The organism is Sphingomonas echinoides, from assembly GCF_029623395.1.
GTDB classification, from domain to species: domain Bacteria; phylum Pseudomonadota; class Alphaproteobacteria; order Sphingomonadales; family Sphingomonadaceae; genus Sphingomonas; species Sphingomonas echinoides_A.
In genome coordinates this window covers 129,470-153,786 of sequence record NZ_JAPYKK010000007.1, presented here as the reverse complement: position 1 = coordinate 153,786, position 24,317 = coordinate 129,470, and the positions used below count along the sequence as shown (strand labels likewise).

The 24,317-nt window shown below is 65.4% G+C and carries 21 protein-coding genes; 7 read left to right on the top strand and 14 right to left on the bottom strand.

Going from position 1 to position 24,317, the window contains the following annotated elements; translation table 11 throughout:
- Together QBJ92_RS06660 and QBJ92_RS06655 are read left to right on the top strand one after the other, a co-directional pair.
- Positions 1-685, top strand: a 685-nt coding sequence (locus QBJ92_RS06660) for a DUF6629 family protein (RefSeq protein ID WP_277968905.1), incomplete at its 5' end; no start/stop codon positions are given.
- A gap of 296 nt (positions 686-981) precedes the next feature.
- On the top strand, positions 982-1,980 hold the full coding sequence (locus QBJ92_RS06655) for a hypothetical protein (RefSeq protein WP_277968904.1): 999 nt from the start codon (positions 982-984) through the stop codon (positions 1,978-1,980).
- A gap of 96 nt (positions 1,981-2,076) precedes the next feature.
- On the opposite strand, the gene QBJ92_RS06650 is transcribed toward QBJ92_RS06655, so the two are convergent.
- From QBJ92_RS06650 to QBJ92_RS06635, 4 genes are all read right to left on the bottom strand, one after another.
- Positions 2,077-2,298: a DUF2442 domain-containing protein gene (locus QBJ92_RS06650; protein ID WP_277968903.1), complete on the bottom strand. Its 222-nt coding sequence runs from the start codon at positions 2,296-2,298 to the stop codon at positions 2,077-2,079.
- Positions 2,299-2,456: 158 nt separating this feature from the next.
- A complete protein-coding gene (locus QBJ92_RS06645) occupies positions 2,457-3,521 on the bottom strand; it encodes a ribonucleotide-diphosphate reductase subunit beta (protein WP_277968902.1) in 1,065 nt (354 codons plus the stop codon).
- Between the two features lie 55 nt (positions 3,522-3,576).
- On the bottom strand, positions 3,577-4,692 hold the full coding sequence (locus tag QBJ92_RS06640) for an acyltransferase family protein (protein WP_277968901.1): 1,116 nt from the start codon (positions 4,690-4,692) through the stop codon (positions 3,577-3,579).
- Positions 4,689-4,889: a hypothetical protein gene (locus QBJ92_RS06635; RefSeq protein ID WP_277968900.1), complete on the bottom strand. Its 201-nt coding sequence runs from the start codon at positions 4,887-4,889 to the stop codon at positions 4,689-4,691. The genes QBJ92_RS06640 and QBJ92_RS06635 overlap by 4 nt, the downstream gene beginning before the upstream one ends.
- Before the next feature lie 74 nt (positions 4,890-4,963).
- Here QBJ92_RS06635 and QBJ92_RS06630 point away from each other — a divergent pair, with 74 nt between their 5' ends.
- Entirely contained in the window at positions 4,964-5,224 is a 261-nt protein-coding gene (locus QBJ92_RS06630) for a DUF2171 domain-containing protein (protein ID WP_277968899.1), read from the top strand.
- Between the two features lie 53 nt (positions 5,225-5,277).
- Here the strand turns inward: QBJ92_RS06630 and QBJ92_RS06625 are convergent, their stop codons facing one another.
- From QBJ92_RS06625 to QBJ92_RS06610, 4 genes are all read right to left on the bottom strand, one after another.
- On the bottom strand, positions 5,278-5,979 hold the full coding sequence (locus QBJ92_RS06625; protein WP_277968898.1) for a class I SAM-dependent methyltransferase: 702 nt from the start codon (positions 5,977-5,979) through the stop codon (positions 5,278-5,280).
- A 375-nt stretch (positions 5,980-6,354) separates the two neighbouring features.
- On the bottom strand, positions 6,355-8,310 hold the full coding sequence (locus tag QBJ92_RS06620) for a ribonucleoside-diphosphate reductase subunit alpha (RefSeq protein ID WP_277968897.1): 1,956 nt from the start codon (positions 8,308-8,310) through the stop codon (positions 6,355-6,357).
- A gap of 425 nt (positions 8,311-8,735) precedes the next feature.
- Positions 8,736-10,142 (bottom strand): sensor histidine kinase, encoded by a 1,407-nt coding sequence (locus QBJ92_RS06615; RefSeq protein ID WP_277968896.1) that lies wholly within the window; start codon positions 10,140-10,142, stop codon positions 8,736-8,738.
- A 55-nt stretch (positions 10,143-10,197) separates the two neighbouring features.
- Positions 10,198-10,857, bottom strand: coding sequence for a response regulator (locus QBJ92_RS06610; protein ID WP_277968895.1), 660 nt, complete (start codon positions 10,855-10,857; stop codon positions 10,198-10,200).
- Between the two features lie 168 nt (positions 10,858-11,025).
- Here QBJ92_RS06610 and QBJ92_RS06605 point away from each other — a divergent pair, with 168 nt between their 5' ends.
- Positions 11,026-11,649, top strand: a complete 624-nt coding sequence (locus QBJ92_RS06605; protein WP_277968894.1) for a hypothetical protein — start codon at positions 11,026-11,028, stop codon at positions 11,647-11,649.
- 72 nt (positions 11,650-11,721) lie between these two features.
- Here QBJ92_RS06605 and QBJ92_RS06600 read toward each other — a convergent pair whose 3' ends face one another.
- Positions 11,722-14,370, bottom strand: coding sequence for a putative bifunctional diguanylate cyclase/phosphodiesterase (locus QBJ92_RS06600; protein WP_277968893.1), 2,649 nt, complete (start codon positions 14,368-14,370; stop codon positions 11,722-11,724).
- 137 nt (positions 14,371-14,507) lie between these two features.
- Between QBJ92_RS06600 and QBJ92_RS06595 the strand changes: the two genes are divergently transcribed.
- Positions 14,508-16,031 carry a fumarate hydratase gene (locus QBJ92_RS06595; RefSeq protein ID WP_277968892.1) on the top strand — a complete coding sequence of 508 codons (1,524 nt, stop codon included), beginning with the start codon at positions 14,508-14,510 and terminating at the stop codon, positions 16,029-16,031.
- Between the two features lie 140 nt (positions 16,032-16,171).
- On the opposite strand, the gene topA is transcribed toward QBJ92_RS06595, so the two are convergent.
- The 3 genes from topA to plsY form a co-directional block, all read right to left on the bottom strand.
- Complete coding sequence (gene topA / locus QBJ92_RS06590; RefSeq protein ID WP_277968891.1) at positions 16,172-18,808, bottom strand: type I DNA topoisomerase; 2,637 nt, start codon at positions 18,806-18,808, stop codon at positions 16,172-16,174.
- Positions 18,809-18,926: 118 nt separating this feature from the next.
- Complete coding sequence (gene dprA, locus QBJ92_RS06585; protein ID WP_277968890.1) at positions 18,927-20,024, bottom strand: DNA-processing protein DprA; 1,098 nt, start codon at positions 20,022-20,024, stop codon at positions 18,927-18,929.
- Positions 20,017-20,601, bottom strand: a complete 585-nt coding sequence (plsY, locus tag QBJ92_RS06580; RefSeq protein ID WP_431358374.1) for a glycerol-3-phosphate 1-O-acyltransferase PlsY — start codon at positions 20,599-20,601, stop codon at positions 20,017-20,019. The genes dprA and plsY overlap by 8 nt, the downstream gene beginning before the upstream one ends.
- A 134-nt stretch (positions 20,602-20,735) precedes the next feature.
- Between plsY and murI the strand changes: the two genes are divergently transcribed.
- Both murI and hemA read left to right on the top strand, forming a co-directional pair.
- Positions 20,736-21,530, top strand: coding sequence for a glutamate racemase (gene murI / locus QBJ92_RS06575; RefSeq protein ID WP_277968888.1), 795 nt, complete (start codon positions 20,736-20,738; stop codon positions 21,528-21,530).
- Between the two features lie 83 nt (positions 21,531-21,613).
- Complete coding sequence (hemA, locus tag QBJ92_RS06570) at positions 21,614-22,855, top strand: 5-aminolevulinate synthase (RefSeq protein WP_277968887.1); 1,242 nt, start codon at positions 21,614-21,616, stop codon at positions 22,853-22,855.
- A gap of 360 nt (positions 22,856-23,215) precedes the next feature.
- Here the strand turns inward: hemA and QBJ92_RS06565 are convergent, their stop codons facing one another.
- Positions 23,216-23,668 carry a DUF3429 domain-containing protein gene (locus QBJ92_RS06565; RefSeq protein ID WP_277968886.1) on the bottom strand — a complete coding sequence of 151 codons (453 nt, stop codon included), beginning with the start codon at positions 23,666-23,668 and terminating at the stop codon, positions 23,216-23,218.
- Positions 23,669-23,692: 24 nt separating this feature from the next.
- Complete coding sequence (locus tag QBJ92_RS06560; RefSeq protein ID WP_277968910.1) at positions 23,693-24,316, bottom strand: class I SAM-dependent methyltransferase; 624 nt, start codon at positions 24,314-24,316, stop codon at positions 23,693-23,695.
- Between the last annotated feature and the right edge of the window lies 1 nt (position 24,317).

Sequence of the window (24,317 nt, the reverse complement as noted above, 5' to 3'; positions counted from 1 at the left end):
CGCCACCGCCAGCTTTACCGCCGCCGCTGTCCTCGCCACGATCGGCGTTGCGACGCTGCGGCACGTGCGCGAACCGCGTGCCCTGTTGTTCGCCAGCGTGCCGTTGCTGTTCGCGTTTCACCAGTTTTCGGAAGGACTCGTGTGGCTGTCGCTGGAGGGGCGGCTCGGGCGCTATGCGGTCGATCACAGCGTGTTCCTGTTCACGTTTTATGCGATCGGGATCCTGCCGCTGCTGATGCCGACCGCGGTCGCGCTGATGGAGCCACGAGGGTGGCGGCGCCGCGTGATCGTCGGGTTGACCGGCGTCGGCGCATTGGTGTTCGTATGGGACATGGCGGGGCTGGTGATCGCACCGACTTGCGCCGTCATCGACCAGCATTCGATCGCCTATAGCAACCCGGTGACGAGCCGGCTGTGGGTGTCGCTGCTGTATATCCTGGCAACGTGCGGCGCGCTGCTGCTGTCGACCCACCGCGTGGTGCGGGGATATGGCGTGCTCAACGTGATCGGGCTGACGGTGGTACATCTGGTGAAGGGCTATGCCTTCGCCTCGGTGTGGTGCTTTTACGCCGCGGTGCTGAGCGTGGTGCTGTATCGGCAGTTCCATCGGCAGGACATCCATGTCGCAGCGCCGAATGGGGCCGGCGCGCCCGGGCGGCCGTTCGTCCTGTCCTGGCTGCGGTAAACTTGGGCGGGGGGATACGATCCAGCGATTGATTGCAGGATCGCTTTGTAAGTCTTTATAATACAATGTCTCTGAGTGATATTGTACGTAACCCTACAGTGACTGGGATGAGTCATTGTGTTGTTTCTTGAAAATGCAAACTATGCTATCAAGATTGAGTAAGTAAGCCTCCAGTATCCTGGTATAAAAAGGAGATCTGAATCTCCTGCAGGAGAGGTTGGAATCGGATCGGTCATCGTCACGGAATCCCGTGACTTGGCCGGATTGATCAGACCAGCTGCCTGGGGGGGTGTTGAATGAAGCCGCTTGTCGTCGTGAACGTATCCGAATTGAATTCGGTTGATGACCCCTTCATCGACTTGTCGGCCCTGGAGGATCGTACGGTTCTGTGGCGACGGTTCTCGGGGCTTCCGCGTAATATGCTGGAACACAAGATCCAGCGTCCGCGGATCTCCCGATATCGCGCGGCTTTCGAGGCCGTATATGCCGCACGAGGTTCTGCCGCGATTATCTCGCACATGCCGCGCATGACCAATGCAGTCGCCGCGCACGGCGGGAAGAAACTGCCGCCGCATCTGGCCTTCGCGTTCAATTTCACCGACCTGCCCGCACAGGCGGAGCGGAGCAAGATGGCGGAGCGCTTCGCGCGGGTCGATCAATTCTGCGTCTATACGCAGTTCGAAGCGGATATGTATGCGAGCGCCTTCGGGATCGATCGCGCGCGCTTTCAGCCCGTGACCTGGACACAGGACCGGCCGGTGCTCGCCGCCGATGCGGTCTTGCCGGAGCGTCCCTATGTGGTCGCGATCGGCGGGGAAGGGCGTGATTTCAGGACGCTCGTCGCGACGGCACGCGCCTTGCCAGAGGTCGCCTTCCTCGTCATCGCCCGCCCCCATCCCGCGCTGGTCGATGTCCCGTCCAACATGACCGTGCGCTACAACGTGCCGCTCTCGGAATGCTGGGCGCTGGCGGCGGGGGCGGAGATGCTGCTGGTGCCGCTGCTCGGGCCGGAAACCTGCTGCGGGCATATCACGATCGTCAGCGCCCGCCTGCTTGGCCTGCCGATCATCACGAGCGTGTCGCGCGGAACCGCGGAATATACGGAGGATTTCGCGGGGACCGTGCTTGTTCCCGCCGGGGACACGGAGCGGCTCCAGGAAGCGATCCTGGCGATCCACGAGGATCCTGACGCGGCGCATGCGCTGGCTTCGGTCGATGCGGTTCGCGCCGGTGGGGAATATAGCCGGGCGCAGTGGACGCGCTATGTTTCAGATTTTTTGGAGCGCGTGGCGTGAGGGGGCTGCTGGGGCGATCGCGGCGCTGAAGGGGGGCATGTCTTCGCCCCGGTTTGCGGCTTTGATGCAATGAAACTTGCCGCAACGGGCAGCGTGTCATTTGGGAGCGTCAAGCAGCCCAGTTTTTGGGAACATTGCCCGGTCGCCCCTGCCGGCGAGCAGGCCGGCGATGGCAATGTCTTCGTCGAGCGTTTCCCAATGCAGGCCGTGCTGGCTGATCTGGACCGTGCCGAGATCGGCCGGGCTGGCACCGAACAGCTGCGGAAACCAGGCGAGCGGCATGCCGAGCGTGCGGTCGTCATCGAGCTCGAACCACATCTAATCTGCGTCGAAGCCGACTTCGGTCCCCTTCGGGGAAATAGTCATGCCATGCGCTTGCTACCTCGGCGCAGCGATCGGCAGCGACGCGGCTGAGCATCGCTAGCGTCTGCCTGGAGGCGGGGATTAGCTTGCGCTAATCCCGCGCCCGGCGCGACTTACTCCGCCGCAACTCCAGCCCGCGAGAACATGTCCACCGCGTCCGAGTCCTCGTTCGCGAACACCATGCCCGATGGGCCGGCCTTGGCCTTCTGGCGCTTGTCGAACCCGTCCCACACCTCGTTCCAGTTGCCGCGCGTCGCTGCCTTCGAATATTCCGTCGCGCGCTGTTCGAAGAAGTTGGCGTGCTCGACCCCGTTGAGCATCGGTGCGAGCCACGGCAGCGGATGTTCGTCGATCATGTAGATCGGCTTCATGCCCAACTGCCCCAGCCGCCAGTCGGCAATGTAGCGGATGTACTTCTTGATTTCCTTGGGCGTCATGCCGTTGACCGGGCCCATTTCGAACGCGAGGTCGATGAAATTGTCCTCGAGCCGGACGGTGTGCTGACACATGTCGGCAATGTCGTCGCGCACCGACTTGGTGAGGCAGTTCCGCTCCGCGCAGAAGGCGTGGAACAGCTTGATGATGCCCTCGCAATGCAGCGATTCGTCGCGGATCGACCAGGTGACGATCTGCCCCATGCCCTTCATCTTGTTGAAGCGCGGGAAGTTCATCAGCATCGCGAACGACGCGAACAGCTGCAACCCTTCGGTGAAGCCGCCGAACATCGCGAGCGTCTTGGCGATGTCCTCGTCCGAATCGACGCCGAACGTCTGCAGGTAATCGTGCTTGTCCTTCATCTCGCTATATTCGAGGAAGGCGCCATACTCGCTCTCGGGCATGCCGATCGTGTCGAGCAGATGGCTGTAGGCGGCGATATGCACCGTCTCCATGTTGCTGAACGCCGCCAGCATCATCTTGATCTCGGTCGGCTTGAAGATGCGGCCGTACTTCTCGTGATAGCAATCCTGCACCTCGACGTCCGCCTGGGTGAAGAAGCGGAAGATCTGCGTGAGCAGGTTGCGCTCATGGTCGCTGAGCTTCTGCGCCCAGTCGCGGCAATCCTCGCCCAACGGCACTTCCTCGGGCATCCAGTGGATCTGCTGCTGGCGCTTCCAGAAATCGAACGCCCAGGGGTATTCGAACGGCTTATACTGCTTGCGGGCTTCGGTGAGGGACATGGGGGCTACTCCGGAACGCTGTATTTGAAAGGAAAAACGGCACGGGACAGCGGCATCAGCCGCCCGCCCGCTGAATGAGAAATCCGCCGGTCAAGCCAATCGCGAGCAAGGCATAGGCGGTTGCGCCCAGCCATTGGCCGCGCTGGCGCGTGTACCAACCATTGCGATACGTCATCACTTGCCGGTCGATCAGGAACCAGGCGACGATCGCGATCGGGATGGCCGCAAGATAGTCGAGCGCGTGCAGGATGCCAACCGAAGGGGTGCCGACTCGGTGCGCAATCGCGTTGACCACGTAAACCCCCATCCAGTGATTGAGGTAGAGCGGATAGGAGATCGCCCCGACGAACACGCCGAGCGGCGGGCGTTTGCCCGGAACCGCGGCCGCGAGAACCACGGCCACCGCCAGGAGCGCCCGGACCTGATGCACCGGGAAATACGCCGCGGCGATGAAGAGAATGACAGCCGCGATCGCCGCAATCATTGGACCCCGATAGGTCGCGTTCCATGCCACACCTGCTGCGTTCGTACCATAATCACGATTAACGACTGCCGCGAGGACGCCGAGCGCGATTGGCGCGAATACCGATTGCACGGCGAGCAGCAACGCAGCGACGATCACCCACGTCCAAAGCTGCTTGCCCCATTGCCACACGAGCATCAGCAGCGGCGCAAACAGGTAGAACTGCTCTTCGACCGAGATGCTCCAGAAGTGATTTCCGGTGCCCTTGAGCGGCATCTCCCCCAGCGCGCGCGGGAAGACCGTCCAAGTGATATGGGTGAACGTCGCGTCGTAGAACAGATACTTGAGCCAGTTGGTGTCGATTCCGTGCGCCGCCGCCGCCGTCGCGTAGAGCAGGATCATCGTCGCAAAATACGGGCACCAGATTCTGGTCGCGCGGTTGTAGAAGAAGCGCGGAAGCTCTGCCCATTCGGTCTGGAGCAGGATGCCGCCGATCAGCCATCCGCTGAGCGCGAGGAAAACGCCGACCGCGAGACTGCCGTCGATCGGCCCCGGAAACCGGAAGCCCGCATGGACCAGCACAACGATCGACGCGAGGATGAAACGCAACCAGTCGAATACAGGATAGGCTGCGATCTTGCGGTGTTCGGGATTGGCGGCAGTGGCCGCAAGCCCTGGCGTTTGCGGCTGAATAAGCGTGTCGGTCAAGGGGTTACACTCCAGCGCAGCATGGCAGTCGCCGACATCAGTAGCACTACGCCCAAGGACATCGCCATAATTCCCATCATTCGAAACGCGTAAACGCGGGCCTCGCTCGCTGGCCGCAGCAGGGCAAGGAGAAGCCCCGCGCCAATTAGCGTGAACAGCGCCGCAACCGCGAACATGATGCCGATCGACAGGGTCACTGCAGCACCCGCCGTGCATCGATTCCCGCAGGCATGCGTTGGAGACCCGCAATCACACCACAGGAGCTACCATCATGGTCGACGCATCGCAGATTCAAGAACATGCCGAAGTCATCGGCGCAGACGGCGTCCATGTCGGCACGGTCGACCATGTCGAGGGCGGCCGGATCAAGCTGACCAAGAAGGACTCGGGTGCGCAGGTCAAGGAAGGCACGACCAGCCACGAAGGGCATCACCATTACATCTCGCTCGGCCTGGTCGCGGACATCGAGGACGGCAAGGTCCGCCTCAGCGCGAACGCCGACGTCGCGGTGACGTTCGAAGAAGAAAAGTAATCCGGCATCCGGAGCGCCCTGCGCGCCGTGACCGATACAGGAGAGGGCGTCGCTCATGCGGCGCCCTCTTTTTTGCGAAGGACCACGGTGAGGTTGGGGCCGAGCGGCGCGCGAAAGCCGTACAACCGGCACAACAGTGCCTCGAACCCACGACGTAGCAGGCTGCGTGCTTTCCAGGCGAGGCCGCGATCGGGGATCGCGCTGCTGTCGGCACGGACGATGTCTAGGACTGTGCCGTGGACGAATTGCGTCATGATGGACGCCGACAGCGTCGAGACATGCGTATAATCCCCCGCCTGGTACAGCCCGGACAAAAGGCCTTGCCCATTGGGAAAGCGGACCACGCAATGACCGCCGGGGCGAAGCAACGCGCCGATCTGATCGAGCATCGTGCGGATCGCGTCGAACGAGAGATGTTCGAACACGTCGAACGCCGCGATCACGCCGAAGCGCGCGCGATGTGTCGCTACTGACTGCGCAAGGTCGACCGGCAGGACCTCAACGCCACGGTTCGCGGCGGAGGCCTGGCCCTGCTCCGACAATTCTGTTCCGCACAGCAAGGCGCCCTGCGCCTTCGCCCAGGCAAGGAAGCTGCCGTTGCCGAACCCGATTTCGAGGACGTGCTCGCCGGTCACCGGAACGCCGCGCATCTCGAGGTCGAAATACGCGCGGTCCGTCTGGTCGAGGGTCATGAACTGATCCTCGCTCCAGCCTTTCCAGGCCTCATAGCCATCATAAGCGGTCGTAGCGGACATGGTGGGCCCCCTCGGTCTCGCCGGCACGAGGGCCGTCGTGAACGGACCGGGCAACGGGCGTATGGTTGGTGTCGTGCCGACAACAGGATACGCGCGTCGTTGCAGACCCGACCGCGAGGGGCCGGTACAGTGCAAAAGTAGAGCCGCCGTACGGGACGCGTCGCGCGCACCGCAAGCGGAGGATCGGTATGTCCATCGCGGCCCAACCGATCGTTGTCGACGCGTAACGGATCGCGCGAGATCGCGCCACCCGTCTTGCATCGTGAGGATCTGAACGTCGGGCACGGCGGCTTTTACCTATTCGAGACTGTAGGTTGTCGGGGGCGCGACCGATCCGGTCCGGGAAAGGTGCCACCCGACACCCCCGCTATCGCATCACTGGCAGGCGAGACACTCGTCGTAATCGGTGGTCTCGAATTCGTATTGCGGCTTCTCGATCGTGTTGTCGTTCTCGACCCCGCCCGCGAAACCGGCGCGCTGCACCGACTTGGAGCGCAGGTAATAAAGCGACTTGATTCCCAATTCCCACGCGCGGAAGTGGAGCATCAGCAAGTCCCACTTCTCGACGTCGGCCGGGATGAACAGGTTGAGCGAGGTCGACTGGTCGATATAGGGCGTGCGGTCCGCCTGGAGCTCGAGCAGCCAGCGCTGGTCGATCTCGAAGCTGGTCTTGAAGCAATCCTTTTCCTCGACGTCGAGGAACTCGAGATGCTGGACCGACCCGCCCTGTTCGAGGATCGAGTTCCAGATCGCATCCGAATTCTTCGACTTGGCGACCAGCAGCTTTTCGAGATACGGATTCTTGATCGAGAACGAGCCGCTGAGCGTCTTGTGGGTGTAGATGTTCGCGGGGATCGGCTCGATGCACGCCGAGGTGCCGCCGCAGATGATGCTGATCGACGCGGTCGGCGCGATCGCCATCTTGCAGCTGAACCGCTCCATCACGCCACGATCCGCCGCGTCGGGGCAGGGCCCACGCTCGACCGCGAGGTGCATCGACGCTTCGTCGACCTGCGCCTTGATGTGCTTGAACATACGGAGGTTCCACGACTTCGCCATCGCGCCCTCGAACGCCAGACCGCGCGCCTGGAGGAACGAGTGATAGCCCATCACGCCGAGACCGACCGACCGCTCGCGCATCGCCGAATAAGCGGCGCGCTCCATGCCGGGTTCGGCGCGGTCGATGAAGTCCTGCAGGACGTTGTCGAGGAAGCGCATGACGTCCTCGATGAAGCCCTTGTCGTCCTTCCACTGGTCCCACGTCTCGAGGTTGAGCGACGACAGACAGCACACCGCGGTGCGCTCGTTGCCGAGATGGTCGGTGCCGGTCGGCAGCGTGATCTCGCTGCACAGGTTGGACGTCGACACCTTGAGCCCGAGCTCGCGGTGGTGGCGCGGCATGCCCTTGTTCACGTGATCCGCGAAGACGATGTACGGCTCGCCGGTGGCAAGCCGCGTCTCGACCAGCTTCTGGAACAGCGAGCGCGCATCGACGGTAGCGCGGGCAGAGCCGTCCTTGGGGCTCACCAGCGTCCATTCGCTGCCCTCGCGGACCGCTTCCATGAACGCGTCGGTGATCAGCACGCCGTGGTGGAGGTTGAGCGCCTTGCGGTTGAAATCGCCCGAGGGTTTGCGGATCTCGAGGAATTCCTCGATCTCGGGATGCGACACGTCGAGATAGCAGGCCGCCGAGCCACGCCGCAGCGAGCCCTGGCTGATCGCAAGCGTCAGCGAATCCATCACGCGGACGAACGGGATGATCCCCGAGGTCTTGCCGTTGAGGCCGACCGGCTCGCCGATCCCGCGGACGTTGCCCCAATAGGTGCCGATCCCGCCGCCGCGCGACGCGAGCCAGACATTCTCGTTCCACGTATCCACGATCCCGCCGAGGCTGTCGGGGACCGAGTTGAGGAAGCACGAGATCGGCAGGCCGCGCCCGGTACCGCCGTTCGACAACACCGGCGTCGCGGGCATGAACCACAGGCGCGAAATATAGCCGTAGAGCCGCTGCGCATGCGCTTCGTTGTCGGCATAGGCCGAGGCCACGCGGACGAACAGGTCCTGGAACGTCTCGCCCGGGAGCAGGTAGCGGTCGCGCAGCGTTTCCTTGCCGAAATCGGTCAGCAGCGCATCTCGCGAATGGTCGACTTCGACCGGGTACAGCTGCACGTGGACTTCCTTGGAATCGCCGCGCGCCGCGAGCTTGCGATCTGCGCCGTTGCGATCAGTGTCCTGGGCAGCTGCCTGTGGCGCCTGAACGCTTGCTGCGAGCGCCTCGATCATGTCGGTTGCCATATCCGTCTTCACTTCCTCGGTATCCCGAAAATCCATTGTCTCGCCCCTGATGACATCTCGAAGTACCGGAATCGGACACGATATTCGTTCCCGATCCGTTCGATCTTCGTTCGACTCGGGGGACGAGCCCCCTCGTTAGCATTTCAGGGGCGATCGGTGAGAACAAAAACTGACCACTGCCGCATCCGCGATGCCGGTCGGGTCTCCTGTACGATATAAGGTCGTACGCTTCGTTCTACCAGTTGTTGGGTTCGCCCCCGAACCTTACCCCTACAGATTGTGCCGATCCCGTCCATCACGCAAGACGGTAAATGACATTTCGGGGACTCGGCTCGTCGCTAAAACTCGTCCGTTGGCGACTCTTTGCGATGCCGTGGGAGGAGCGACGCGCGGTCAAAGCTGGCGTTGCAGAAAGGCAAGAGACCGAACCGGGAACGTGACATTTATTTCACGCCGCGCGGTCAACCGGCGCCGTCGGCCGCCACGGGAAGCGTGATGCGCACCGCTAGCCCGCCGATCGTCGCCGTGTCGAGTGTCAGCGTGCCGCCATACAGGGTTGCGAGCTCGGCTGCGATCGACAGGCCGAAGCCGTGGCCGTCGCCGCGTTCGTCGAGCCTCTGCCCCGCGGACAACGCCGCGGCGCGGGTCGTTTCGGGGATGCCGGGGCCGTCGTCCGCGATCGTCAGCGTGGCGAATCGGTCACCTTGCGACCGGTTTGCTGTCACCACGATGCGATTCGTTGCCCAGCGCCATGCGTTGTCGAGTAGATTGCCGACCAGCTCGTCGAGATCCTGCCGGTCGACCGCCACCGCGAGCGCGGGGTCGATCGCGACTTCGGCGGTGATTGCGCGTTCGGCATGGATCCGCGCAAGCGCCGCCGCCAGATCCGCGACGACCGGGGCGAGCGGGGTCGCAACCCGCGCGGCCGCACCCGGGGTCGCGGCGCGGGCGCGGCCGAGGTGGTGCCGCACCGCCTGATCGATCCGGGCGATCTGTGCCGCGAGCGACCCGTCCGAATCGAGCGGGCGGACCGTGAGCGCGAGCGTCGCGAGCGGGGTCTTGAGCCCGTGCGCGAGATTGGCGACATGCCCGCGCGCATTGGCGAGCGCGGCGGCATTCTCCTCCAGCAGCGCGTTGATCTCGGCGGCGAGCGGGGAGAGCTCGCGCGGTTGGTCCGCGGGAATCGTGGTTGCCCGCCCACCGCGCACCGCCGCGAGGGCGGTCCGCATCCGACCAAGCGGAGCAAGCCCGACGCGCAACTGCACCAGCGTCGCGATGCCGAGCGCTACGCCAAGCAGCAGCAACGACCCGAGCAGTGGCGCCATCGCGGCGCGCAGCGGTCGTTCGACGATCGCGCGCGGCGCAGAGGCCGTGATGCGGACCTGACCGGCGGGCGTGGCGAGCAGCAGGCTGCGCGCGTGCCGCGACCCGTGCTGGTCGCGCCAGTCGAGCGCACGGGTATGATCGTTAGGGCGACCGTGCCGGCGTGGCGCGTCCGGGCCGTCTCCCGGTGGCGGTTCGGGGAGGGACGGGGGAAGCGCTGTCCACGGCGCGCGCATCGCATCGACGTTCGGGGCGGCGGGAGAGGCGATCGTCTTCCCCGCCGCATCGATCCGCCAGCCCCAGCCGCTTGCCGGGTCGGCATAAGGCGCGGCGAGGATCAGGCGATCGCGGTCGATGCTGCCGTCCGGGCGCACCGCCTGTTCAAGGATGGCGATCTGCGAATCGAGCCGGTCGTCCAGCCCTTGCATCACGAACCGGTCGAGCACCGCGCCGATCGTCAGCGCGGCAAAGGCGAGCGCCGCGAGTGTTGCGACAAGCGCGGTGACGAGCAGGCGCCCGTAGAGTGAGCGGGGCAGGAGGGTCATGCTTGCCACCGGGCGGCGGCGACATGACGGCAGTCGGGGGAACTAAACGTCGCGCTCACGCCGCCACGATCCGATAGCCGCGCCCGCGGACCGTCTCGATCAGGTCCGCGCCGATCTTCTTGCGCAGCCGTCCGACGATCACCTCGAGCGAGTTCGAATCGGGGTCCGCGTCGCCTTCGTAGATATGCTCCATCAGGTCGAGCCGTTCGACCACCACACCCTTGCGCAGCATCAGCGTCGAGAGCACACGCCATTCGAGTGCGGTGAGGCGGAGCGGGAGCCCGTCACGCTCGACCTGCCCGGTCTGCGCGTCGAACGCGATCGGACCACACACGATCCGCGCCGCGGCATGCCCCGCCGAGCGTCGCACCAACGCGCGCAGCCGCATGACGAGTTCCTCGATTCGGAACGGCTTGGTCAGGTAATCGTCCGCGCCCGCGCGAAACCCCGCGACCTTTTCGGACCAGCCATCGCGCGCGGTGAGGATCAGCACCGGCAGCGCGCGCCCGGCGGCACGCCATTCCTCGAGCACGGTAATCCCCGATTTGCGCGGCAGCCCCAGATCGAGCACCGCCGCGTCATAGGTTTCGGTATCGCCGAGATGCGCGCCGTCCTCGCCATTCTCCGCGATATCGACCGCGAAATGCTCCGCGCGGAGCGCCTTGGCGGTGGCCTCTGCCAGCGCGGCGTCGTCCTCGACCAGCAGGATACGCATAAGGCGGCTCTTTCGTAGGCGGTGGCGCGACAGGATGCCGCGACAAGATCTGGCTAGCTTCGGGGATCCGGCTAGCTTGCGGGTCTAAACCCAAACTGAACCGCAAGGTTCAGTGGGCCGGTGGGACGACTCGGTAGAAGGCTGGACACCAACCCAAGGAGTTTACCGATGATTGAAGACACCACCACCACATCGCGCCGCAAGATCTCGCCGCGGGGTGCCCTGATCGCAGCGGCTTTGCTGGCCGTCGGCGTCGGCGGCGGTGCGACCGTCGCGCAGATGACGACGCCCTCTGTCGAAATGGCACCGATCAAGCCCGTCGCGATCCGGTCGCTGACCGATACCGGCAGCGTCGTCACGGTGCGCGGCAAGGTCGCTGAAGTCTATGGACCGATGTTCATCCTGGCCGATGGCAGCGGGCGTACGCTGGTAGAAGGCGGACGGCAGGTCGATGGGACCAGCCTGATCGGCGTTGGCCAGACGGTCAGCGTTCAAGGGCGTTTCGACCGCAACATGCTTCACGCGTCGTTTTTGGTCGGCGCAGACGGCAAGGTGACCGCACTTCGCCCGATGCCGCCGCGCGGCGGCCCCGGTGGTCCCGGCGGCCCGCGTGGCCCGCACGGACGCGGGGGACCGGATGGTCCCGGTGGACCGGAGGGTCCCGATGGTCCTGACGGGCAGAATGGCGCCCCGCCGCCGCCGCCGGTTGTAGCGCCCGCCGCAACGACCGCTGGCGGAACGACCCCGACCGCGCCTGCCGTCGCGCCGACGACCGCAACCGCAGCCAAGTGACCGAACGGGCCGCGCGATTCCATCGCGCGGCCTTTGGTCGTATCGGTTGCGGAAATGGCCTGCGGCGCGGAATTACCCCGCCTTGCGCGCTGCCTGGGGCACGCCAGGCGGCGTGAGTCGTTCGAGATTGAACGTCTCGGCGAATTCCAGTCCGGCTCGCCCGTCCGAAGCCCAGCGCAATTTGGCAGGGAACATCTGGTCCTCGATCAACTCGATCAGCACGTCCAGATCGATCGACGCTTCATCGACTTCGATCCCTTCGATCATCACGCCGGTCGACGAGATGTTGCGGATCCGCACGTCCCCGCTCGCCGCGCCCGCCTCAATGCGGGCGTTGCGCAGCATTGCGGTGCGCGGGTTGCGCGTGATCTGGTAGCCGCTTGCGGTCGCCATTCCGCCACCGACCTCGAGTTGCAGCAAGACGTCCGCCGCGCGGGTCGGCTTGCCGTAGACGTAGCCCTGGATATGGCTGCACCCCAGATCGCGGATCAGCGTGATCTCGTCGTGGTTCTCGACCCCTTCCGCAGTCGTATCCATGCCCAGCGCATCCGCCAGCGAGACGATCGCGCGGATGATCGCGGCGTTGCGATTGCCTGCGATGGTCGCGCCCTTGACGAAACTCTGGTCGATCTTGATCTTGTCGAACGGCGCTTTCTTCAGATAGCCGAGCGACGAATAGCCCGTCCCGAAATCATCGAGCGCGAGCCGCACTCCGCACCCTTTAAGCGTCTTGAACATCTGTTCCGACGCGGCGCTTTCGTCGAGGAAGACACCTTCGGTGATCTCCAGCTCGAGCCGATGCGGCGCGATTCCCGATTTTGCGAGCGCCGAGGTGACCAGTGAGGGCAGGACCGGATTGGCGAACTGGATCGGCGAGACGTTGACCGCGACGCGCACGTCGCCGGGCCAGCCCGCCGCCTCGCTGCACGCGGTCCGCAGTACCCATTCGCCGATGCTTTCGATCAGGCCGCAATCCTCCGCCACCGGGATGAATTCGGCCGGACTGACGAGCCCGCGGGTCGGATGCTCCCAGCGCAGCAGCGCCTCATACCCGACGATCCGTTCGGAGCGCGTATCGACCACCGGCTGATAGGCGAGATAGAATTGGTTGCCGACCAGCGCCCGGCGCAGATCGTCCTCCAGCTGCTTCTTGCTTTGCGCGCCGATCAGCAATTCGTCGCGGAAGAAGCGATGGATCCCGCGGCCATCGCCCTTTGCGGCATACAGCGCGAGATCGGCATTGCGGATCAGCGTCTCCGAATCGGCGCCGTCCTGCGGCGCGACCGCGACTCCGATCGAGCAGCCGATGCTGATCGCCGAGCCCTCGATCGAATAGGGTTGCGACAGGTCGAAGATCACCCGGCGTGCGAGCTCGCCGAGTTTGTCGCGGTCGGCATGGCCGGGCATGATCACCTGGAATTCGTCACCGCCGAGCCGCCCGACCAGTCCCGCATCGCCGATCGCGCGTTGCAACCGCTGCGCGACCTGCTTGAGCAACGCATCGCCCATCTGGTGGCCGAGCGTGTCGTTGACCGACTTGAAGCGATCGAGGTCGAGCAGGAACAGGCTGATCATCCGCTGCGACATCGCTGGCTGCGCCAGCATCTGGTCGAGCGCGAGGCGCAACCGTTGGCGGTTGGCGAGGCCGGTCAGCCCGTCGAACAAGGCGAGCCGCGTGATCTCGGCGTCCGCACGGCGGCGTTCGGTCAAGTCGGTGCCGCTGCCGACGAAACCGAGAAAGATGCCGTCCTCGTCGAAGATCGGTCGGCCCGACATCGACCACCAGCGTTCGAGCTTGGCGCGACTGACCGGGCGGACCGAATAGTTAGAAAACGCTGTGCGCGACGAGAGGTGGAACGCGATCGTCCGCTCTGTCTCGGTCAGCGCGCCGTCCATCCGGAACAGCTGCGACAGCGGCTCGCCGATCGCGGGGGTATCGGGCAGGTCGAGTTCGAGCGCGACCTTGCTGGTCAGATAGGTGACCTCACCTTCGGCATTGGTCTGCCAGAACCATCCGCTCGAATGTGTTTCGAATTCCGCGACGAGCCGCGTCGCCATCCGGCCCTGCGCATTGTCGAGATCGCGCTGCGCGACCGTGCTGCGTTCGAACAGGACAAGCCGGTAGGCGACGGTGGTCAGCATCAACAGCACGCCGACGCCAATCCACCATCCCATTCCGAACCGGTCCTGCACGCCGAGCGTCGCCAGCAAACCAGCGCCAAACCCGATCGACGCCGCGCGCACGGGATACAATGCGACGATCATCACGATCATGGTGGCGAACGTCATGACGTAATTCGCCATCCGCGCCGGCCCCGGCGGGAGCAGGCTGGTCGCGAACAGCAGCGCCAGTACCGAAGCGCCGCCGAGCGCGGCGGATAGGGTCGCCAGGCGAATCTTGACATGCGGTTGCCAGCGTCGCGACGTCGTATGTCGCAGCGTCGCGATCAGCAGCATTCCCGAAATCGCGAGGACCAGCCCGGCGACGATCGCCGCGATCATCACCCCGGTCGCATGCAGGGTCGACGCGGTCCAGGCCAGCAGCGACGACGCCACGATCGTCGTCACCAACGCGAAGGGCCAAGTCGCGGAGAGCAGCCGCAACTGGCGACGCAGCGCATCGCGATGCGCTTCCGACGCGAGCGCGCTGGGGGACAGATCGATCCACAGCGCGACGAACGCGACGCGGAGCGCGCGAAGAGGGGTTGTACGGATACGCATCGCACCGATTCGTAGCCCACGACCCTTACACTTTGCCTTGAAGGAGGTGGTTAACGAACCCGTCGTTCGAAGTCCGCGACTTGGCGCGGCCGCTCGCGCGGCATAAGGCAGGGCAAACGCCAGTACGGGAAGCGCTCATGACCACGATTATCCGTGAAGCCGATCTGATCGAAAGCGTCGCCGACGCGCTGCAGTTCATCAGTTTCTATCATCCGATGGACTATATCCGCGCACTGGGCGCGGCGTATGAGGCCGAGCAGGGCCCCGCTGCCAAGGACGCGATCGCGCAGATTCTGACCAACTCGCGGATGTGCGCGGAGGGTCATCGCCCGATCTGCCAGGATACCGGGATCGTCAACGTCTTCGTCAAATGGGGGATGGACTGCCGGCTCGACGATACCAGCCGCTCGCTCCAGCAGGTCGTCGACGAAGGCGTCCGGCTTGCGTATCTCAACCCCGAGAACAAGCTGCGCGCGTCGATCCTCGCCGACCCCGCCTTCACGCGGCGCAACACCAAGGACAATACGCCGTCGGTGCTCCACGTCGAGCTGGTGCCGGGATCGCGCGTCTCGGTCGATGTCGCGGCGAAGGGCGGCGGGAGCGAGAACAAGTCCAAGTTCAAGATGATGAACCCGAGCGACTCGATCGTCGACTGGGTGCTCGAGATGCTCCCGCAGATGGGGGCTGGCTGGTGCCCGCCGGGGATGCTCGGGATCGGGATCGGCGGGACCGCGGAGCATTGCATGCTGCTCGCCAAGCAGGCGCTGATGGAACCGATCGACATGGGGCCGTTGAAGGTGCGCGGGCCGAAGACCGACATCGAGGCGTTGCGGATCGAGATTTTCGACAAGGTCAACGCGCTCGGCATCGGCGCGCAGGGGCTGGGCGGGCTGTCGACCATCCTCGACGTCAAGATTATGGACGCCCCGTGCCACGCCGCGGGCAAGCCGGTCGCGATGATCCCCAATTGCGCCGCGACGCGCCACGCGCATTTCGTGCTCGACGGCAGCGGGCCGGCGTATCTCGAAGCGCCCAAGCTCGATGAGTGGCCCGACGTGCACTGGGTGCCCGACCAGGCCGCGATCCGCGTAAATCTCGACACGCTGACCCCGGCCGACGTGCAGGGTTGGAAGCAGGGCGACCGGCTGTTGCTCAACGGCAAGATGCTGACCGGCCGCGATGCCGCGCACAAGCGGATCAAGGACATGCTCGACAAGGGCGAGCCGCTGCCGGTCGCGTTCGCGGGCCGAGTGATTTATTATGTCGGGCCGGTCGATCCGGTCGGCGACGAGGTGGTTGGCCCGGCTGGTCCTACGACCGCGACGCGGATGGATTCGTTCACGCGGATGATGCTGGGGCAGGGCCTGCTCGCGATGGTCGGCAAGGCCGAGCGCGGGCCCGATGCGACCAAGGCGATCGCCGAGGGCAAGAGCGCGTATCTGATGGCGGTCGGTGGCGCGGCGTATCTCGTCGCGCGCGCGATCAAGGGCTCGAAGGTCGTCGGGTTCGAGGATCTCGGGATGGAGGCGATCTACGAGTTCGAGGTGGTCGATTTCCCGGTGACGGTCGCGGTGGATTCGTCGGGCGCGAACGTCCACCAGCTCGCACCACTGGTGTGGAAGGACAAGATCGCGCGGGAAGGGCTGCTGGTCGGCGCCTGAGGGGCGCTTCCGTAACCCGTTCGGGCTGAGCGTAGTCGAAGCCCTCGCATCACAGGCTTAAGCCAATGGTGTGAGGAGCCCTTCGACTGCGCTCAGGGCGAACGGGTTGGAAGGGATCGGGTCCAACCAGGCCCTAGGCGCTAGTCGGCGGCCTTCTTGGCAGCCGGCTTCTTCGCGGCGGGTTTTTTGGCCGCGGGTTTCTTGGCGGGCGCCTTCTTGGCCGGGGCTTCGGCATCGACGGTTGCCTTAGCCGCGACCTTCTTCGCCGGAGCCTTCTTGGCCGCCGGTTTCTTCGCCGCCGCCTTCTTCTTGCCCTTGGTCGGCGGTGCCGCCGCCGCACGCGCGTCGATCAGCTGCGCGGCTTCCTCGAGCGTCAGCGCATCCTTCTCGATCGACTTGGGCAGCGTCGCATTGGTCGTGCCGTCGGTGACGTACGCGCCGTAGCGGCCCTCCATCAGCTTGATCTCGGCCTCGCTGCGCGGATGCAGGCCGAGCACCTTGAGCGGTGCCTGCGCGCCGCGCTGCGGACGCCCGCCGCCCGCCGCGGCTTCGGCGAGTTTCACCACCGCTGCGTTCATCCCCGTCTCGAACACGTCGTCGGTCGAGGTCAGCCGCGCATATTTGCCCGCGTGCTTGAGATACGGGCCATAACGGCCGATCGCCGCCGTGATCGGTTCGCCGGTTTCGGGATGCGTGCCGATGGTCCGCGGCAGCGACAGCAATTTGAGCGCCCATTGCAGATCGAGCTCGCCGATATCCTTCGGGATCGACGCCATCTTGCGCGTCTCGCCCTCGCCGATCTGGATATACGGTCCGAACCGCCCCGATTTGCGCTCGACCGGCAGGCCGGTCTCAGGATCGTTGCCGAGCGTTTCCGGCCCCGTGTCGACACCCTCGCCGTCCGCACCCGGCTGGCCGAAGCGGCGGGTGTATTTGCACTCGGGGTAATTGGAGCACGCCACGAACGCGCCGAACTTGCCGCCGCGCAGCGCAAGCTGCCCCTGGCCGCAATTCGGGCACAGCCGCGGGTCGCTGCCATCCGCCATCGGCGGGAAGAGATAGGGCGCGAGGAACTTGTCGAGCTCGGCGGTCACCTCGGACGGCTTCTGCTCCATCACCTCGGTCGTCCGCGGCTTGAAGTCCTTCCAGAACGCCTCGAGCACCGCCTGCCATTCGGCACGCCCGCCCGAGACTTCGTCGAGCTCGTCCTCTAGCCCCGAGGTGAAGTCGTAGCTCACGTATTTCTCGAAGAAGCGCTCGAGGAACGCCGTCACCAGACGCCCCGATTCCTCCGCGAAGAAGCGGTTCTTTTCGACCCGGACGTACTCGCGGTCCTTGAGCGTCTTGATGATCGACGCATAGGTCGACGGACGCCCGATCCCGAGCTCCTCCAGACGCTTGACCAGCGACGCTTCCGAAAAGCGCGGCGGCGGCTGGGTGAAATGCTGTTCGGCGGTGACGCCCTTCTTGGCGGGCGCATCGCCTTCGCGCAGGCGGGGCAGGCGCTTGGCGTCTTCGTCCTGCGTGTCGTCCGAGCCTTCCTCGTACAAGGCGAGATAGCCCGGGAACAGCATCACCTGACCGGTCGCGCGGAGCGCGGTGTGGCCGGTACCATCCGCCATCTCGACCGTGGTGCGCTCCATCCGCGCGGACGCCATCTGGCTCGCGAGCGCACGCTTCCAGATCAGGTCGTACAGCCGCGCGTGATCCCCACCGCCGGCCTTGTCCTTGCCGAAATCGGTCGGGCGGATCGCTTCGTGCGCTTCCTGCGCGTTCTTCGCCTTGGTCTGGTAGACGCGTGGCTTGTCGGGGACATAGCTCGCATCGTAGCGGTTCGCGACCGCATGGCGCGCGGCCGAGATCGCGCTCGAATCCATCTGCACGCCGTCGGTCCGCATGTAGGTGATCGCGCCGTCCTCATAGAGGCCCTGCGCGATCCGCATCGTGTGATCCGCCGAGAAGCCGAGCTTGCGCGACGCTTCCTGCTGGAGCGTCGACGTGGTGAAGGGCGGCGGCGGATTGCGCGTTGCGGGCTTCACCTCGACCGACTGGACCGTGAAATGTCCGCTTTCGACCGCGGCCTTGGCGCGGTTGGCCATGCCTTCCTCACCGATCGACAGGCGATCGAGTTTCTTGCCCTCGAAGGTGACGAGCCGCGCCTGGAACGGCGTGCCGTCCTGCTCCATGTCGGCGATGACCGACCAATATTCCTGCGGCCGGAACGCTTCGATCTCGCGCTCGCGGCTGACGATGAGGCGCAGCGCGACCGACTGCACGCGCCCCGCCGACTTGGCGCCGGGCAGTTTGCGCCACAGCACCGGCGAAAGCGTGAAGCCAACCAGGTAATCGAGCGCACGGCGCGCACGATAGGCGTCGATCAGATCGGTATCGAGCTCGCGCGGATGCTTCATCGCATCGGTGACGGTCGCCTTGGTGATCGCGTTGAAGGTGACGCGCTGGACGTCCTTGGGCAGCGCCTTGCGGTTCCGCAGGACTTCCTGAACGTGCCACGAAATCGCCTCTCCCTCGCGATCCGGATCGGTCGCGAGGATCAGGCGGTCGGCGGTCTTGGCGAGATCGGTGATCGCCTTGAGCTGCTTGGTCTTGTCCGCGTAATTCTCCCACTCCATCGCGAACCCCTCGTCCGGGTTCACCGATCCGTCCTTGGGCGGCAGGTCGCGGACGTGGCCGTAGCTCGCGAGCACGCGGTAATCCGAACCGAGGTATTTCTCGATGGTCTTCGCCTTGGCGGGCGATTCGACGATGACAAGCTGCATGGGGGTCTATTGCGTCCTTACGTGTACGCGCGAGGATGGAGAGGCGGATCGGTGGCCGTCAAGCAACCTGTAACCGGGACGTATGACCGCGTCGGCGACTTGCCAAGTGTCGGGACGGTCAAAGCAGCGCCACTCGCCCGCCCGCATGCCGTTCCAACCGCCCGGCGAGTTCGAGTTCGAGCAGTACGGTCTGGACGATCGCGGGCGATGCGCCCGATTGCCGAATCAGCTCGTCGATCGCGACAGGCACCGGGCCGAGGAGGCCGATGATCGCGCGGCGGTCCGCATCGCTGGCGTCCTCCGGGGGCGGTGCGCGGAAGGCGCTGTTCGGGCTTTCTACCATGCGCCCGTCGATCGGCCGGATCGTTTCCAGCACGTCCGCGGCCGATTGTATCAGAGTCGCGCCGTCTCGGATCAGCCCGTTGCACCCCTGCGCGCGCGGATCGAGCGGGCTTCCGGGGACCGCCATCACCTCGCGCCCGAACTCTCCGGCAAGCCGTGCGGTGATCAACGAGCCGGATCGGGGCGCGGCTTCGACCACTACCGTCCCGAGCGCCAGCCCGGCGATGATGCGGTTGCGGTACGGGAAGTGCCGTGCGCGGGGTTCGGTGCCCGGGGGTTGCTCGGCGATCAGCAGGCCTTCGGTTGCGATCTGCTCCTGCAACGCTGCATTTTCGGGCGGATAAACCACGTCGATCCCGCCTGCGATCACCGCGATCGTCCCCGTCGCGATCGACCCGACATGCGCCGCGGTATCGACCCCGCGCGCCAGTCCCGACACGACGACGACCTGCTCGCGGCCGAGCTCCGCCGCCAGCTGGCGCGCGAACCGGCACGCTGCAGCCGAGGCGTTGCGCGCGCCGACCATCGCGACCGGCGTCCGCGCGACCAACCCGGTGTCGCCGCGGACGATCAGCGCGGGCGGGGCATCGTCGAGTTCCGCCAGCAATGCCGGATAGTCGGGCTGGCCGAGAAAGAGATGGCGCGCGCCGAGGCGTCGCACCGTTGCCAGTTCGCGTTCGGCGAGCGCCACCGGGGCAACCGCGGGCGGCTTCCCCCCGCCGCGCGCGGCGAGCTGCGGAAGCGCGGCGATCGCGGCATCGGCCGAACCGAAGCGCGCGATCAACTGAGCGTAGGTGACGGGGCCGACCTGTGCGGTCCGGATCAGACGGAGCCGCGCGATGGCGTCGCCGCTGCTCCGGTCCGGATCAGCCACTTTTCTGGCCGACGCGGGGTTCGGTGCCGCTGATCAGCCGATCGATATTGCTGCGATGCTTCCACAACACGAGCAAGGCGAGCGCGAGCAGCAGCAATACGATGTCGAACTTGGAGAAATAAGCCGCCGACAACGGCGCGCTGACCGCCGCGCACATCCCCGCCAGCGAGGAGATGCGCACCAGGGCAAGTAGCGCGATCCACACGGCGGCGAACACCACGCCGACCGGCCAATGCAACGCGAGCACGATGCCGAGCAGCGTCGCCACGCCCTTGCCCCCGCGAAAGCCGAGCCACACCGGATAAAGGTGCCCGAGGAAGACCGCCGCCGCAGCGACCACGCCGTTCCCGCCGAGATACGCATCAGCCAGCCAGACCGCGAAGAAGCCCTTGGCGGCATCAAGGAACAGCGTCGCCGCCGCCAGCCCCTTGCGCCCCGTGCGCAGCACGTTGGTGGCGCCGATGTTGCCCGATCCGACCTGTCGCAAGTCGCCCGCACCCGCCATCCGCGTCAGCAGGACACCGAACGGGATCGAACCAAGCAGGTACCCGATCACCAGTGCCGCCAGCGGGGCCATCCACAGATATTCCGTCCGCACTCTTGGTTCGCCCCCTCGTTTGAAGCACCCCTATCAGGATGCGGCCCAGGACCCAACCCAGGCGCGCGCACCATGGTTTTGTAATTTCCGGTCCCGCGGCTAGGAACGGCGTGATGGATGCACGACCTGTTCTGTTCTTCGATTCCGGTGTCGGCGGATTGTCGGTGCTGGGGGCCGCCCGCGCGCTGCTGCCGGCGATGCCGGCGGTCTATGTCGCGGACTCGGCGGGGTTTCCGTACGGCACCAAGAGCGAGCAGGAAATTGGCGCGCGGGTTCCGGCGTTGCTCGGGCGGCTGGCGGAGCGGTACCGCCCGCGCTTGATCGTGATCGCGTGCAACACCGCGTCGACGATCGCGCTGGCGGCGGTGCGCAGCGCGCTCGACTTGCCGGTGGTGGGGACGGTCCCCGCGATCAAGGTCGCCGCGCTGCACAGCGCGACTCGCGTGATCGGCGTGCTGGGTACCGATGCGACCGTGCGCCAGCCTTATGTCGACGATCTCGCCGCGCGGTTTGCAAGCGACTGCCACGTGCTGCGGCACGGATCGGCGGACCTCGTCTCGCTGGCCGAAGCCAAGCTCCGCGGCGAGGCGACCGATCCCGCGCGCTATGCCGCGATCCTCGACGGGTTGTTCCGCCAACCGGAAGGCGCGCGAATCGACACGATCGTCAACGCCTGCACGCACTTCCCGCTAGTCGAACGCGAGTTGCAGGCCGCAGCCCCACATCCGGTGCGCTTTGTCGACGGTTCGGACGGGATCGCGCGGCGGATCGCGTTTCTAACGCGAGGGCAGCTCTGGCCCGACGCGCCACGCCCCGGCCTTGCCGTCTTTACCGGCGGGGCGCCGCAATCGCCAAGTCTCGTCGCTACACTGGCGCGTTACGGTCTGGGGACAGTCGAGACTTTGTAGGTTGTGGCGACGATCAGCGCGTCGATCAGACTGATCGCGCGAAGGCGCTGGAAATTGGCGGGCACGCGGTCTATTTGGGCCGCATGGACATGGAAACATCCGCGCGCGGAGTCGATTATTCGCGCATTTTCGCGCAAGCCATCGATCGCCTCCATGTCGAAGGCCGCTACCGCGTCTTCATCGACATCCTGCGCAACAAGGGTGCTTTCCCCAACGCGCGCTGCTTTGCCGGGCATAACGGGCCCAAGCCGATCACGGTGTGGTGCTCGAACGACTATCTCGCGATGGGGCAGCATCCCGCGGTCATCGGCGCGATGGAAGAGGCGTTGCACGACGTCGGTGCGGGTTCCGGCGGAACGCGCAACATCGGCGGCAACACGCATTATCACGTCGATCTCGAATATGAGCTTGCCGACTTGCACGGCAAGCAGGGCGCTTTGCTGTTCACCAGCGGCTATGTCTCGAACGAGGCGACGCTGGCGACGCTCGCCAAGATCCTGCCGGGCTGCATCATTTTCTCGGACGAACTCAACCACGCCTCGATGATCGCAGGGATCCGAAATTCGGGGTGCGAGAAGCACGTCTTCCGCCACAACGACCTGGCACATCTCGAGGAACTGCTCGCGTCGGTCGACCCGACCACGCCCAAGCTGATCGCGTTCGAGAGCGTCTATTCGATGGAAGGCGACGTCGCCCCGATCGCCGAAATCTGTGATCTGGCGGACAAGTATAGCGCGCTGACGTATCTGGACGAAGTCCATGCCGTCGGCATGTACGGCCCGCGCGGCGGCGGCATTTCGGACCGGGAGGGCATCGCCGACCGGCTGACGATCATCGAGGGCACGCTCGGCAAGGCGTTCGGCGTGATGGGCGGTTATATCGCGGCGGATCAGACGATCGTTGACGTGATCCGCTCCTATGCGCCGGGGTTCATCTTCACCACGTCGCTGTCGCCGGTCCTCGTTGCGGGAGCGCTGGCGAGCGTGCGGCATCTCAAGGCGTCGAGCGTCGAGCGTGATGGTCAGCAGCGTGCTGCGGCGGCGCTGAAGGCGATGTTCGCGGAAGCCGGGTTGCCGGTGATGAACTCGACCACGCATATCGTGCCGCTGATGGTCGGAGACCCGGTCAAGGCCAAGAAGATCAGCGATATCCTGCTTGCCGAATACGGCGTGTACGTCCAGCCGATCAACTACCCGACCGTCCCGCGTGGCAGCGAGCGGCTGCGCTTCACACCCGGCCCGGCACATGACGCAGGCATGATGCGCGACCTGACCGATGCTCTGGTGGAGATCTGGAGCCGGCTGGAGTTGCGCAAGGCTGCGTGATTGGCGGGAAGCTACCGTCTCTTACTCGTTCGTCATCTCCGCGGAGGCGGAAATCCATACTGGCGAGCGGCTGTAACGGCCCGGCGCTGCCCCAATGGATTCCCGCCTTCGCGGGAATGACGATTGTGGGGGGCGGGTCCCGCTGCCCCGGACGTCGCTGGACTTCGTCCCGGCAGGCGGAACCGCTTTTTGATCAACCCGTTACGTTTCCGTCATTAGAGAGGACGCGTAATGGGTAAAGGCTGTATTCTGTGGCTGATCGGGGTGCCGATCCCGGTGATCATCGTGCTGTGGTTGCTCTTCGGCCATTGAGCCCGATCCCACCCTCGTCGGCGAAGCCGGGACGACGCGGGAGTGACGTCAGCCCAACGCCAGCAGCAATGTGAGCCCGCCCAGCCCGAGCGACAGCGGCAGGCGCAGGCTCATCCACCACGCAGGCACCAAACCCTGCCGTGAAAGCGTCAGATCGACCCCGAGCGCGCTGATCAGCGCGACGCCGAGCACCACCAGAGATGGCCCGGGCCACGGCGTGCCGATCGCCCAGGGGATCGCGCTCGCAAGCGCGATCAGCGACGGGACCACCGCCGCCACCCAAATCCACTCGGGCTGCTTGGGTGCAGCTGCCGCGATCCCCCACCACAATCCGCCAAGGAAACTCAGGATCAGCGCGGCATAGGCATAGCCGAGCGCGATCGCCGAAAAGTGCAGGGACGTGTCGCCACCGAACACCACCGCCACCGCCGCGAGTTGTGGCAGCAGCCCGGCGAGGCCGAGCCAGCGGGGCAAGACGGGCGGGGTTGCGTTTGGCGTCATCGTCGGCCCCTCATACTCTGCCCCTCATACTCTGCTAAGCGAAGCACTCCACGCGTACCCGCGGCGCAGCGACGCAAACCGCCCGATCAGTCCATGTTCGCGCGCGGTCGCGCGGACCGCGTCGGGGAGGGCTGCGCGCGGCGTGACGTCGAACTTGGCCAGCCAGGCAAACAGCATCACCTGGAACGGGCGCGGCAACCCCTCCTGCTGGCCGAAATCGACGATGTCGAGCCGCCCACCCGGCGCAAGCTTGCCTGCCGCTTCGCGCAAAGCGCCCTGCCAATCGGGAATCATCGACAGCGTATAGCTCTGGAACACGCGGTCGAATGCCTGCACCCCGAACAGCGCGGTCGAGTCGAACGCAGTCGCGTCGCCTTGTGCGAGCTCGATCCGGTGCGACAACCCAGCCGCAGCGATCTTTGCGCGTGCGGTCTCCAGCATCGCGGATGAGATATCGATCCCGAAATAGCGCGCGTTGGGATAGGCACGCGCGGCTGCGATCAGGTTGCGACCGGTGCCGCACCCGACTTCCAGCACCAGCCCGCTTGGTGGCGGCGCGATCCCGGCGATCAGCGCGTCGCGCCCCAGCAGGTAATATTTGCGCGTCAGGTCATAGATATGGCGCTGCGACCGGTAGATCGCATCCATA